The sequence below is a fragment of the Paenibacillus sp. FSL F4-0097 genome (assembly GCF_038593125.1).
In the GTDB taxonomy this organism is placed as follows: domain Bacteria; phylum Bacillota; class Bacilli; order Paenibacillales; family Paenibacillaceae; genus Paenibacillus_AQ; species Paenibacillus_AQ odorifer.
In genome coordinates this window covers 3647121-3660228 of sequence record NZ_CP151965.1, presented here as the reverse complement: position 1 = coordinate 3660228, position 13108 = coordinate 3647121, and the positions used below count along the sequence as shown (strand labels likewise).

The 13108-nt window shown below is 40.4% G+C and carries 12 protein-coding genes; 3 read left to right on the top strand and 9 right to left on the bottom strand.

All coding sequences use genetic code 11. The annotated features are described in order from the left end of the window. Positions 1–190: 190 nt before the first annotated feature. The 4 genes from MHH86_RS16330 to MHH86_RS16315 form a co-directional block, all read right to left on the bottom strand. Positions 191–424 (bottom strand): transcriptional regulator, encoded by a 234-nt coding sequence (locus MHH86_RS16330; protein ID WP_076316466.1) that lies wholly within the window; start codon positions 422–424, stop codon positions 191–193. A 386-nt stretch (positions 425–810) separates the two neighbouring features. After that, positions 811–1560 carry a MerR family transcriptional regulator gene (locus MHH86_RS16325; protein ID WP_076316465.1) on the bottom strand — a complete coding sequence of 250 codons (750 nt, stop codon included), beginning with the start codon at positions 1558–1560 and terminating at the stop codon, positions 811–813. Continuing rightward, positions 1535–2461, bottom strand: a complete 927-nt coding sequence (locus MHH86_RS16320) for a DUF2268 domain-containing protein (RefSeq protein ID WP_036676993.1) — start codon at positions 2459–2461, stop codon at positions 1535–1537. The genes MHH86_RS16325 and MHH86_RS16320 overlap by 26 nt, the downstream gene beginning before the upstream one ends. 412 nt (positions 2462–2873) lie before the next feature. After that, positions 2874–3425 (bottom strand): TetR/AcrR family transcriptional regulator, encoded by a 552-nt coding sequence (locus tag MHH86_RS16315; RefSeq protein ID WP_076316464.1) that lies wholly within the window; start codon positions 3423–3425, stop codon positions 2874–2876. Positions 3426–3573: 148 nt separating this feature from the next. On the opposite strand from MHH86_RS16315, the gene MHH86_RS16310 reads away from it, so the two are divergent. The 3 genes from MHH86_RS16310 to MHH86_RS16300 all read left to right on the top strand — a co-directional run bounded on the left by MHH86_RS16310 (position 3574) and on the right by MHH86_RS16300 (position 5790). Then, entirely contained in the window at positions 3574–4497 is a 924-nt protein-coding gene (locus MHH86_RS16310; protein WP_076316463.1) for a 2-dehydropantoate 2-reductase N-terminal domain-containing protein, read from the top strand. Between the two features lie 713 nt (positions 4498–5210). Next, the gene (locus MHH86_RS16305; protein WP_036677000.1) at positions 5211–5450 is read left to right on the top strand and encodes a helix-turn-helix transcriptional regulator; all 240 of its coding nucleotides are present in this window, start codon (positions 5211–5213) and stop codon (positions 5448–5450) included. Further along, positions 5440–5790, top strand: a complete 351-nt coding sequence (locus tag MHH86_RS16300; protein WP_036677002.1) for a hypothetical protein — start codon at positions 5440–5442, stop codon at positions 5788–5790. Before MHH86_RS16305 ends, MHH86_RS16300 begins: the two co-directional genes overlap by 11 nt. Positions 5791–6030: 240 nt before the next feature. Here MHH86_RS16300 and MHH86_RS16295 read toward each other — a convergent pair whose 3' ends face one another. From MHH86_RS16295 to MHH86_RS16275, 5 genes are all read right to left on the bottom strand, one after another. Beyond that, positions 6031–7509 carry a serine hydrolase domain-containing protein gene (locus tag MHH86_RS16295; protein ID WP_036677005.1) on the bottom strand — a complete coding sequence of 493 codons (1479 nt, stop codon included), beginning with the start codon at positions 7507–7509 and terminating at the stop codon, positions 6031–6033. Between the two features lie 494 nt (positions 7510–8003). Next, on the bottom strand, positions 8004–9497 hold the full coding sequence (locus tag MHH86_RS16290; protein ID WP_076316462.1) for an SMI1/KNR4 family protein: 1494 nt from the start codon (positions 9495–9497) through the stop codon (positions 8004–8006). Between the two features lie 768 nt (positions 9498–10265). Next, positions 10266–11123 carry an ABC transporter ATP-binding protein gene (locus tag MHH86_RS16285; RefSeq protein WP_076316461.1) on the bottom strand — a complete coding sequence of 286 codons (858 nt, stop codon included), beginning with the start codon at positions 11121–11123 and terminating at the stop codon, positions 10266–10268. A 9-nt stretch (positions 11124–11132) separates the two neighbouring features. Beyond that, a complete protein-coding gene (locus MHH86_RS16280) occupies positions 11133–12146 on the bottom strand; it encodes an iron ABC transporter permease (protein WP_076316460.1) in 1014 nt (337 codons plus the stop codon). Then, entirely contained in the window at positions 12143–13084 is a 942-nt protein-coding gene (locus MHH86_RS16275; protein WP_340940278.1) for an iron ABC transporter permease, read from the bottom strand. Before MHH86_RS16275 ends, MHH86_RS16280 begins: the two co-directional genes overlap by 4 nt. Between the last annotated feature and the right edge of the window lie 24 nt (positions 13085–13108).

Below are 13108 nucleotides of genomic sequence, written 5' to 3'. Positions count from 1 at the left end.
TGCTTCAATATAAAGACGGTTTCTCAATCCAAAATGTATCAGTTTCGTTACTGTAAACTGCTTATTAGCTAATGAAAAGGCAGCCGATCATTTGACCGGCTGCCTTCTTATTTTGATTGAGCTATCGTTTATCATTAACTAGCTTAATGGATCACATTTGTAGTTTTAATGCAACCTACCACTTATTCCATTAATCTCCCTTTACTTCATTATCGTTCGGAATTAATTCATACAAGGCACGAACATCACAACCGATGGAATCGGCGATCGATATGGCAATTTTGAGTGGCATCACTCTTTTGTTTTCAATAAAGTCGTAAACTCGTTCTGGTTTAAAAAGCAAGTCTTTTGCCAGCCATTCCGCTGACTTTCCGGATTCCATCAATCGTTCATTCAGTAAGCAACGTCCTATTTCAAATTTCAAGAAGCGATGACCTCCCGTATAAGATAATACTTAACCTTAAGCGTTGTCCATTGCCAGCATGAATATACTTCATAAAGAGTCCTATAACGATGAAGTTCCCCATGCGTCTGCCCAATTGTTGGGCGAGTTCCATCGCGGGCCTTCGTTTCCCGTTAGTTCAACCGTGTTAGACTCCGAAGAACTCTTTTATCTTCAGCCAAGACTCATACCAAAATGTTTTCGATTTATATGGTATGGCGTTCTCTATCTGTTCCTCATTTTTTATTATAAAAACTGCATTATCTGTGGCTTTCAAATTATTTATCTTGGCTGTCTTTTCTATATTGTTCCTTTCTTCTATCTGCACACTCCGCTTATCAACCGAAGTTTCAAACGAATTTTCCTGTTCACGATTGAGATATATGATGCATAATAGCACTGTGTAGAAAATCTGCAAAATCCTCATTGCTATATTGATTAAAGTAGTTATTGAATCGTACATCGAATTTATAAGTATCGGCAATGCAAGCCAGTAGCTCTTTATCACATGGCATGAATTGCATTAGATTTTTTTTCCACTCCTCGATTAATCGCTGAACTTCATCGGAGGAAGGATGCTGATCGACACAAGACGCAATTTGCTTGAATACTTCCTCCATCGATTGAAAACGTTCATCTTTTTCATCTTGTGATAGTTTATCCAACGTTTCATTAAACACATTATACGCTTCTGTTTCACCATAGATGAATCTCGCCTCATTTGCATATTGTTCTTTTAATGGCAAAACGGAAGAATTGTTGAAAATTTGCAAATTACTAATATCATTCCCCGAAACGTATTCTTCGAGAGCAACCATGATGGTTTCTAGTCTTTGTTTTCTCGAAAATAAGGTTTGTCTCTGCTTCTTTAATATTTGATTCTGTTCTTGCCTGGTCAGCTTTAAAATGTCCGCAATTTCTTTCAAGGAAAAATCCAATTCCTTTAAGAACAAAATAGTTTGAAGTTTTTCCAAACTGCTTCGATCATATAAGCGATACCCTTTTTCCGTCAGATGTGTCGGTTTAAATAAATCAATCCTATCGTAATAATGCAAGGTCCGGCTTGTAATGCCTGTAATCTGAACAATATCTTTAACAGCTAATAATGGTTTCTTCATCCCAAAATCCTTTTACTTCGTCTAGTATTTGAGCAGCAGGTGTTATTGTGGCCTCAAAGATTGTTCTTCCTGTTTTTCTTAAATAATATTGGATTAAATAATATCCGCAAGCGTAGCCAGCACTATAAGGCATATTGACCGGTTCAAAGTTTTGAAGTTTGGCGATCTCGTCACCGTAAAGATACGGAGCAAATTTATCAAACCCTGTTAATTGCAATTGCTCTCTAAGGACAGGCTTTATGCGCCTGTTAAGTGTGTCTGCGTTTGTTTTCGTTACCCAAGGGCCGAGCAATTCTTCGCCAAACATGAACATAGCATAGTTTTCAGCTAATCCTTCACTTACAATGAGCTCGCCCAAATTAACGGTGTGATCCCACTGAATAAATTGATATCGCACATTATGGTTGCACTCGTGCGCCAGCGCAGCCTTCATTCGAGAAATCGTGTACTCATTTGGCAAGAGTGTACCCCAGATAAACCCGGGAATGCCCCCAAAGCCACTATATCCTTCGTTTATTGTTAAGGCACTGCTTTCAGGATTCCCTAGTTGAATGGTAAACAAATATTCGGATACGGGGAGACTTATTTCATGCTCTATAAATAGACGGAGGCTTTTCCTTACCGCGTGCTCACACTCTAACCAAAAAGAATCTGATGAAATCAACTCTACCTCAGATGAAATCTGCTGGGTAATCTGATCAGGGGATCGATGCATTATACTATTAAACGTAACAACGTCAAAACCATTCCCCTCCTCAGCTCTAAAAGGGATCTGTTGAATTTGCCATTGTTTCATAAAGGGAGCCATCATTTCATTTCTGAATAATTCAAGTTTTTCCTCGGGCGAAGCTTGGGCAACTTTTTGATAAATGTGGTCTGAACGCAATGTTTTTATGTTCATATCTCTCACTCCTAGTCGTCTATAGTGAGAATTATGCACTATGACCTAACGTCATAGTCAAGTAATTTGGATCAAATACTGATAATTAGGTACTTTTATCGCCAGTTATATAAGTTTCTTCCCAGATGATTCTCCTTTGCCCTAATAATTATGATTACACCGTTGAATCAATTGTTAGATACGAATTTGCAAAAGGTTACAAACAATTTCGTTGATATTTCAATATAACAGAAACTGATCGTATGGAATGTCGCTCCGTACATATATAAGCAATAACGCCCTATCTCGTGCTCTAAAACATCGTCCATCTTAAGAGTAGGTTAGGCCAGTCTTTTGGAGTCTATTGGGTAAACATGCTTATGCACACTTTTTTATTGTTATACAACATATGGGTTTGGTTTGAATGACAAACTCATTCTTTAAAATAGGGCGTAATCCCTCTTGAATATAGGTTCTCCACTAACTTGAAAAATTCTTCAGACGATAAATCCTTTTGACGCTGGAGCCAAAGACGAAACAAAGAAAGAGCAGTTGTCAGGTAAAACTCAATGAAGTATGGCGTTAAGGATTGGTTTTGCGGAACGTTTAATCCTAATTGATCCAAAGTGATTTCTTTCTTTAAGCGTTTTAAAAAACGGGCACTTCCATAATCACCCAAAAGGGCATTAAGAACCAGGAGATGTTCTTTTTTATCCAGACAATTGAGCGTATCTTGAACCGTATCCATCGATAGCTCATTATTCGCCAATTCTTTTTTCATGTCATTCAATAAGTCATTTTCAACAGAGTCTAACAATTCGTAAATGTCAGTAAAGTATTGATAAAAGGTGCTGCGGTTATATCCTGACTTATTCGAGATTTCCTGAATCGAAATTTTTTCAATCGGCTTTTGGCTATATAACTCACAAAAAACTTCTACAAACTTTTGTCTTGTTTTCTCCGTTATTTGGGGTTGCTTTTTCATGTTTCCCTCCTACTAGCGAATAAGAATATCATCCGACAAATCATAAAAAACTGATGGTTGATCAAGGAATAATGAAGATTTATAATCACATCATACAACATGTTGTCGGATAATCAAAAGAAAATGCTAATAAGTAGGGGTGGTTTAATTGTCAGCAAAACAAGATAAAATTTTAATTTTTGGTGCAGGTGTCATCGGGAGCATGTACGCAATTAAGCTTATTGAAGCAGGGTTTGACGTTAGCCTGTTTGCACAATCGAATAGATTTAAATCATTAAGAGAAAATGGCCTGCAATATACAGAAAAAGGTACAGTTAGATCGATACAAGTGAATGTCATTGATACGCTCGAAAATGACGATGTATACGATTTTATTTTCGTTACCGTTCGTTATGATCGATCCGAATCAGCGTTGTTAGCGCTAAAAGATAATCAAAGCAAAAATATAGTTACGATGATTAGTAATTCAATTGGATTTTCTTCGTGGCTGGATATCATAGGAGATAGACTTTTACCAGCTTTTCCTGGCTTCGGCGGACAGATTAAAGATGGAGTATTGCATGCTCGATTTCTACCAAAGTTCATAGCGGCAACTGCATTTGGAGAAATTAGTGGTGTAGCGACAGAACGCATAGAAAACCTTGCAAAATTATTTAAAACTGCAAAGCTTCCCTACGTTATTAAAAAAGATATGCAAGCGTATCTAATCACACATTCCGTATCAGACATTGCCATGTTGAGTTTTTTGCATTCTGAGAATAAGATTATTGACAAAAAAACAGCCAGAACCAGAAAGACGGCACGCAAAATAACAGTCACTTTAAAAGCGTATCTAAGGGCAATACAAAAAGCTGGCGTTTCAATTGATCCATCAATGCTTAAATTGGTGCTGAAATTTCCAAACTTATTTTTGGATCTTTTCTTTATGACATGGCTAAGAACTAAAATGGTTAGGGATATGATGTTGCCGGATTATGCGAATAATGCTAACAATGAGATTGTGCAGCTGAGTAATGATTTAATGAAATTTTTAAGTCAAAATGATATCAAATCGGAAATACATGTTCAGTAATTTTTTGTTAAAATAGTATGGTGATTTTTAATTTATTTTCATTAAATCCTTCAATTGGGGTTGATCTAAATATGAAAATCGAAATATATAGTTTTTTCGTAACATCCTTGACTAAACTAACGGGAAACGATAATTGAACAACAACAGCGGCAATCTAAGACTTTATTTATCAAGTCTTTTTCTGTCGCTGCTTTATTATCCGGGACAGTCAGCTGATAAACGCATTTCAGTATTCAAAGTTTACTCACACCTGGGGTGATTCCTATCTTGGTTGTGGTTCTTGCCTGGATGCTGGCTCATAATATTTTGTACACCTATATCTCTCCTTTCCTTGGGCACTCCTGCTTCTCTTGCTTCTTGCTCTGTTTGTTGCCTGGCGTGCTAAAAGGCATGGGTTTCGTCCATCCCAGATCCGTTAAGTAATCCGATTGCCATCCGTCTGCTATTGACTGTGAATTGTTCTTGCACGATCGTGGCAATCATTCATCTATTTGCGCCACTGAAAATCATAAAATGCACCACCAAAAACCATAAATTATATCAGATCGATATGTGAACCAGGCGGAATCATGAATTTCGTCAGGTTCTTTTTGTAGTCTAGTCTTGTAAATCAAAGCAATCTAAGTAAACATAAAGGTTTTATATTACTTAGTATAAGTATACTTTACTTTTGTTAAAAATAAGTTTATAATTTGCTTCAAGAGGTGATGGTCATGAAGAAAGATTTTGGTGATTCAATATCCAATAAGGTTTATGAATATCGTGTACTTGCCAGAATGTCTCAGCAAGAATTAGCAGAGAAAGTCGGGGTTTCCAAACAAACCATTTTTGTAATGGAAAAAGGGAATTATGTTCCAACTCTTCTATTGGCTTTTCGAATTGCCGATTTTTTTAATGTTGATGTAAACGATGTTTTTACTTATTTGAAAGGAAATGATCAAAATGAAAATTAAGTCTATTTCTGATATCCATAACGCAATTTTTCACCCTTTAAAGTCCTGGGCTGAGCAATCTACGGGAAATTGGAATATTCTCATTGGAGTCGGTTTTTTACTGCTCATGGGTAGTGCGATTTTTACCTATGTATTTTATAAGAAGATTGGGCAAGACGATGAACGGACAAATAAAATCTTTTTGAAAAGCAGTTACTTTATGCTGTTGACAATTATTCTATGTGACATGATTTTTCCTAAAGAGTATATGTGGAACATCTTTTTCTTGTTCAAATATGCGCTAGCATTTTTAGCTGGTGGAATTTACATGGCCATCCAGTATAAAAAGGATTTGTCGTAAGGAAGGGTCGCAGAGCGAGGGCCAGCTAAGGATGGGGATTAGACAATGTTGATAAATATACTAACTAAGTGATATGGAAGTTCAATAGGTGCAATCGGGTTGTAAAATAAATTTCTAAAATCAAAAATATCCTTTTATGTACCTTCCCCCTCTGCTTCTAGCGGAAATAGATACATGTTCTTGTCCATTTTTGGAAATGGTTGCATGTTCTTGTCCTTTGATCGCGACAAGAACATGTATTCATAAATCAAAAAAACCTCGCTCTGCCCCGCCTCTTATGAGACTATTATATCGGTGAGTGTATACAAACCATGTAATGCTTGCTGTTAATAATGCTGACGAAATCAAGGCTGTAAGAACACTATATGTTTGCCAAATAAGTATCGTTGACCAATCTAATACACAGCACATTATACACAGGGCAATCGTAGCAATCAGCAAAATAGCTGTTACGATTATTCGCTTTTTTGTCATTGGCTGCCGCCCATTCATTTTTCTTCTGCGTAATCCTAAGAGAAAGAACAGAACGGCCAATAGGCAAAAAATAATTGTGGTAGACGATAAAATGATGTCCAAAAGCTGTGTGCCGCTTATTTCATATGACTGCGTTAGATTGCCGTCTAATATATCTTTGATTTTTAGTACCATGCTTCTGTTGATATTGGCGCCGTTGGTCAGCAAGCAGACGGCTGTTCGTTCATTTGGCAGTATGATCACTTCGGTTCCAAAATTGGGATTTCCCCCGGGGTGCTCTATAATCGTTTGGTTGGCGTTTACCGTCCAGCCCGCCGCATAATACATTTCGTTGACATCCGGAACAGACATATCCCCCTGATGTGATTTTTCGATAACCGTATGGAATATTTCGGGTATGTCCTTCACAATACCCATCTGTATGCCCATCCAACGCGCCATATCTTTTGTAGAAGAAATGATGTAGCCTGCGGGTTTATTCCCGGAATAATCCGGCGCGTTATATGGAGTTGTCATAAAAAAGGAAGAACGGTAGCCCTGTGCCAACTGTCCGGTGGCTTGAGCCTCTTCTTTATAAACATACGTCTGGTGAAGACCTAACGGCTGAAATACCTGTTCCCTCATAAAGTCTTCATAGCTTTGTCCCGACACATTCTCAATAACCAAACCCAATACGTCATAATTAACGGTTCCATAGCTATACTGTTCACCGGGAGGGAACACCAACCCAGCATCTACCAGATTTTCCACAGTCTTTTGCAGCAAATCTGGTGTATTGCCTTGTGGAATATTTTGAGAATGCCTACTATTTGTTAGGCCGCTAGTATGGTGAAGAAAGTTATTGAGTGTAAGGCTTGTCATATCAACAGGTTTCCCTTGATACTTTAACGTAAACCAAGGTAAATATTTTTGGACAGTGTCAGTCATTGACAGCAGCCCTTGCTCCTCCAACAGCAGAATGCCCATGCCGGTAAAAGCTTTACTGACCGAGGCCAACTCATATAGTGTATTTTCACTTGCAGACAACCCACTTTCACGGTCTGCATACCCGGAAGAAAAGTAGAACATTTCATCATCAGCAAGTATCGAGATTGACATTCCCGGCACACCTGATATACGACGGGCATCATCCAGCAACGCGTGTATTGCCGCAGATTGCGTATCTGACAACGACGCATAACTTTGTGTTGCGAATCCTGAGATTAATATAAGTATCGTTATCACACAAACAATAGTCTTTTTCATAAACTCTCCATATCGAAAAAATTATGCGAGGATAATATAAACAACCCGTAGTACGCCTTATCCGCCTAATGCGTCGTTCCATTTTACTTAATGCTAAACGTTCAATAATTAGATTACTATTGTAAACTTCACAGACCCATGTATATTATTTCTTGTTTCGCAAGAAAGACCCCTCTGATTTGGTTAGCGGAAAGGTCAATGGCTTAAATCTCATGTTTACAATTTATCAACAACTTAGCTATTTGATTAGCGAAAGACCCGCTCCTGGAGCTAATCATTTCTAATGAGGGTATTTTATTAGGTATCAGCGCGACTTTTATTAAATGAAGTATCTGTAGATTTCCAAAGCCCTTAAAATTTTTCAAAGCGAAATATAGACCTCTGTCAAGTTGGTCTAACGGCAAAAAGAAAGGAGACTAACCAATATGGCTAGACTCCTTTCTTTTATAAAAATTCCACCCTATTATGATAAAGCTCAGCGTAGGCAAGTTTCATTAATCTTTCCATGTTACCTGCCATCCATATGACTGAAGTTTAAAGTATTTACTAAACTCCGCGACTACGGACTTCGCATTCTCTTTCGATGTTGCATGAAATATAGTTATATCGACTATATTACAGTCTGAAATTTCCTCCAAACCTTTAAGTCTTGATGCATCTACTCCAATCTGCTTTAGACTCATACAATTTTTGAGTATTGTTAAATCTCCAACCGGATAAGTGAACTGCTTTAATTTCTTCAATTCTCCTATAACCTCAATATGTGATTCATCTATTGCACAGCTATCTGTCTCAAAAACCGTTAGATTCTTTAAAGCTTTTAAGAATGATAAATGTGGTATTGTCACTTGTTTGAGCTCTAGTTTTATTAACTTACTAAGGTTTGAAATATAAAGCAGGTCGCCAACATCCATTTCTTCTAAGCTTAGTTCCTTCAAATTTTTTATAGTTCCTATTAATTCCATTTCAATTGAGTTCATTCTACATAATCTCAAACTCTTTAATTTCTTTATATCTTTCAGTTTATGTATATCTTTTAATGGAAGTCCTATTAATGTTAGCTTCCTTAACCCATCTAAAGAAACCAAGTACTTCAAATCAGACTCTTTAAAAGCTTCTGATCCTATCACAAGTTCTGCTAAAGAAGTCAACCGTTGAAGTACATCAAAATTAGTAATTTCATCCGCATGTATAATAAGTTCTTTAAGATTAACCATATGGGTTAAAATATCCAAAGATATTGCTCCGTATTTTTGAGCTTGATCAGCTCTAATAAATACCATTCTCTTTTTTTTCAATGTTTTTGAAGATACAAAACCACTCTCAACATCGTCTTTAAAATACTCTTCCCAAAATCCGCTTACAGGGATAAGGCTTTTCTCTTCGATATTCCAATTAGTCAAAGCCAAAATATCATCTAACAAACTTCCATTTTCACGAGATAATATGATTACATCATCTTCTTCACGAATACCAATACTACTATTTCTGAGGCTCGAATTGATAAATTCAAAGAAATGCCCCAAACTTTCCGCAATAACATAGGAAAAATTAGAATTGTGATCTATAGTAATAATTTGCCCATAAATGCCCTTTTCTCCGGGGTCTAAATCTATTGCCAAAAATGAGCCACCACCATCTTCAGCAAAAGGAATCCAGCCTTCTCTGTAGTTCCCATCTTTTATTACATCTGATTTGCTGGATATAATATCGTATGCTGATTCCAAAAGGGACTTCCAGTTGCTTACTATCGATTCAATGTTCATCCAACCAAGACCAGCCATAACACCAAAAATCTGCTCTCCTTCTCCATTAGAATTCATGTATAACTTTCTGAAATCTTCTGGAAATTTGCAGTTCATCATGCTCTCGAAAAGATCTATTTCTGATTCCTCAAGTGCTGGATTCAGTAATTCCTCTACATTTGGTATATGCGATTTTAATGTCTCAATAAGTAAACACTCTTCTTTTTTATTAGCTAACGACATATAGTGGCCCCCATTCTACAGAGTCATAATAGTTTCAGTAAACATCCTTGGTTGATCATCAATCATTTTGTTATGATTCATCTTCAACAGTTCTATCAATAATTAATTCTATCTTACATATGGAGCATCTATTTCCCAATTTAGCAATATCGTATCATGAATTTGTAAATATTGTTGTATTAAGTCATATACAAAAACCTAAGAGTCATCTTAGGGGTTGATTTTATCTCTATATAAACTTCAATCACAACTAATTTTTCACCCTATTTATGGTACGGTTCAGCCCGATTTGTCCTCACCGCGGGATACATCTGTTCCAAGCTTTCAGCCACGTTTAGATTCTATTGTGATTGTGCGCCCTGAGTCTGAACCAGCTGATCTTCTCAACTGCTGTGTTGCGGTCCCCATCTGCAGTTTCCGGGCAATCTGCTTGTTGCGCATTCCTCTGATACCTTCAATAGTCCTCCTTGCTTCATTTAGAGTTATATATACTGGTTTTCTCAAATTAATCACGTAATCTAGTGTTCCGAATAATAAAAAAAGCCCGCAAGCTAGGTACCTGCGGCTTTGAATTTTATTTAGGATATGTTGTAATTTATTATTATCTCTCCCCTCCCCAACAAAGCCATAGCCCCCTTTTATGGAGTTGCTTGTGGAAGCTACAGCAAAGGCTATACGCGTTGAATCGTGGCTATCACGACCCCGGCAAATCCAATGCCTAACTGCACCAGTATTTCCGTGCTCCTAGGAGGACACGCTATGCGATTTTCAAGTGGCAATCGCCTCTTTCTGTTCCTTAGCTTTTGGGAATCCTTGATCTACTCCTTGTTCTCTACGACTATCACGCAAGAGCTCGTACGTCACATAAACCGGTCGCCCTGTTCGTGGTTCCAGCATAATCTCGGCATCAATGGCAAACACCTCACGTAGCGTCCGTACCGTCATTACACGCTCTGGTGATCCATGCTCCACCACCTGGCCCTCACGAATCGCCACCATATAGTCGGAGAAGCGTGCTGCCAGATTCAGGTCATGCAACACCATCACAATCGTCACCTGTTGACTGCGATTCAGTTCATAGAGCAGTTCCAGCACTTCAAGCTGATGCGCCAGGTCCAGATAGGTGGTGGGTTCATCCAGCAGGATCAGATCGGTTTGCTGGGCGAGCGCCATCGCAATCCATACGCGCTGACGCTGACCGCCAGATAGCGTATCGACCTCACGATGCTCAAACGCTGTAAGCTGTGTAACCGATAGAGCCCAGGCTACTACTTGCTTATCCTCTTTGGAGAGCTTGCCGAAGCCCCGTTGATGTGGAAAACGCCCATAGGCGACTAATTGACCGACCGTCAAACCGCTTGGTGCGGTCGGCGTCTGCGGCAGAATCGCCATCTGCTTGGCCACTTCCTTGGTGGACAGCGTGCGGATATCTGAACCATTCAGATAAACCGTACCATTATTCGTCTTAAGCAGCCGACCAACTGCCTTTAGTACGGTTGATTTACCGCATCCATTGGGACCAATAATCGAGGTAATCTGTCCACGCGGAATCTGCAAGTCCAGTTCTTGTACGATAAGCGTGTCATTATAGGCAATATCGATTTGTTGCGCTGTAATACTTTCCATGACGTCCTCCTAATTGGCCTTCGATAGTAAATAAAGAAAGTACGGAACACTGATGACCGTAATGACAATTCCCGTCGGCACATCTCCCCCCAGGCTAACCGTGCGCGTAATCGTGTCAGCAAGTACCACGACTAATCCCCCGGTCAGGCTGGCAGCGGGAACGAGCAATTTGTGATCGGGCCCGACTAGTTTTCTTGCCATATGCGGAGCGATCAAGCCAACGAAAAAGAAGCTTCCGCCCACGGCCACACTGCCAGAGGATAAAGCAACCGCAGCGATCGACAACCCCAAAAACTGCCGCTTCACGGCAAGACCCAGCCCTTCTGCCGTCTGATTGCCCAGATGGAGGGTGTTGAGTATGCGAGACTTGTAGAAAATATAGCCGAGTAAAATCAAGACCCATGGTGCCAGTACGGAAATATAACGCCAATCAGCGCCCCACAAGCTTCCCGCCAGCCAGTGCAGCATGAAATCCATCTGCGAATCATTCAGCTTGAGAGTCAGGAAGGTGGTCAGCGCTTCATACCCGCTTCCGAGTGCGACCCCGGTTAAGATCAAACCGATTGGCGAAATATCTCGCCCACGGCGATACGATAATAAGAAGATCAATCCCGCCGCCAATAATCCGCCAACAAAGGCCAGTAGTGGCAGGGCTATAAAGGAGCCCTTTCCTGTCGATGCGATGAATACTACGAAGAACAGGACAAACAAACCCGATCCCGAACTAATCCCCAGCGTCCCCGGACTAGCCATGTCATTACGCAGCAAACTCTGCATCACGACCCCAGCCGCTCCCATTCCCAGGCCTACCAAGATGGACAGTGTGATTCGTGGCAGGCGAAAATCGAACACGATCAGATTTTGCTTGTCTGTACCGTTTCCCAGGAGAACATTCAGCACTTCTAGCGGTGAAAGATTCATTTTGCCAGAATTCATGCTAATGACAGCAAACATAAGGATGAGCACCATAAGCACTATATTGACGATTATGCCCCTTTGCACCGTATAACGCTGCTTGATCATTCAGATTCCCTCCTTTGCTTGCGAGCCAGGAAGAGAAAGTACGGCACACCAATGATAGAAAATATAATGCCAATCGGTGTTTCGAACGGCTTATTGATCAAACGTCCAGCCAGATCGGCCGACACGGTCAGCAACGCACCATATAGTGCAACTACCGGAATAATGTAACGATAGTCGACACCGACCATGTATCGCACAATATGTGGGGTAATCAGGCCAACAAAACCGATCGGGCCAACTAAGACAACAGCCAATCCAGTCAGCACGAGCACGATAATCGTCGATAACCCTTTGACCAGTCCGCTACGAATACCGAGTCCACTTGCCACATCATCCCCCAAACTGAGCAGTGTAACAGAAGGAGATAACGCCAGCGCCAGCAGTACACCACCAATAAATAGCGGTGAGATAATCAGCAATTCCCCCCACTTGACCCCCGCTGTACTGCCTGCCGTCCAGAATGCCAATGCTCGACCCAGATTATAATTGATCGCTAAATACTGACTGAGTGCGCCAAATAGCATGGAGATGGACAGTCCTGCTAATACCAGCCGCTGAGGCGTCATCCCGCGCTTGCCCAGTGACGCGATGAAGTAAGTGATCCCGGTCGCGAGCGCTGCCCCCAGACAAGCAAACAGCATCATATGCCCATACGAATAACCTGGCAGAAAGGCCAGGCAAAGAGCAATCGCGAATGCTGCCCCAGAGCTGATCCCCATCAGTCCGGAGTCAGCCAGCGGATTGCGCGTTGTTCCCTGCATAATAGCCCCACATACCGCAAGGCTGCACCCGACGATCAGATCGGCTACGGTACGCGGAAGACGTAGGGTTTGTATAATTTGATGCTCAGTGAGCGTTGGATCAAATCGGAAAATAGCCTCCCATGCAGTCGCTAACCTCATGTCGGCGGCGCCGAAGCTAATCGACGCCGCCGACATGAGAACCGTTAATCCAAGCCCTAC

Coding starts and splice junctions, on each gene's coding strand:
- MHH86_RS16325 (WP_076316465.1), bottom strand. CDS start 1,560: ATGAAGAAACCATTATTAGCTGTTAAAGATATTGTTCAGATTACAGGC.
- MHH86_RS16320 (WP_036676993.1), bottom strand. CDS start 2,461: ATGAACATAAAAACATTGCGTTCAGACCACATTTATCAAAAAGTTGCC.
- MHH86_RS16315 (WP_076316464.1), bottom strand. CDS start 3,425: ATGAAAAAGCAACCCCAAATAACGGAGAAAACAAGACAAAAGTTTGTA.
- MHH86_RS16305 (WP_036677000.1), top strand. CDS start 5,211: ATGAAGAAAGATTTTGGTGATTCAATATCCAATAAGGTTTATGAATAT.
- MHH86_RS16300 (WP_036677002.1), top strand. CDS start 5,440: ATGAAAATTAAGTCTATTTCTGATATCCATAACGCAATTTTTCACCCT.
- MHH86_RS16295 (WP_036677005.1), bottom strand. CDS start 7,509: ATGAAAAAGACTATTGTTTGTGTGATAACGATACTTATATTAATCTCA.
- MHH86_RS16290 (WP_076316462.1), bottom strand. CDS start 9,497: ATGTCGTTAGCTAATAAAAAAGAAGAGTGTTTACTTATTGAGACATTA.
- MHH86_RS16285 (WP_076316461.1), bottom strand. CDS start 11,123: ATGGAAAGTATTACAGCGCAACAAATCGATATTGCCTATAATGACACG.
- MHH86_RS16280 (WP_076316460.1), bottom strand. CDS start 12,146: ATGATCAAGCAGCGTTATACGGTGCAAAGGGGCATAATCGTCAATATA.
- MHH86_RS16275 (WP_340940278.1), bottom strand. CDS start 13,084: ATGTCGGCGGCGTCGATTAGCTTCGGCGCCGCCGACATGAGGTTAGCG.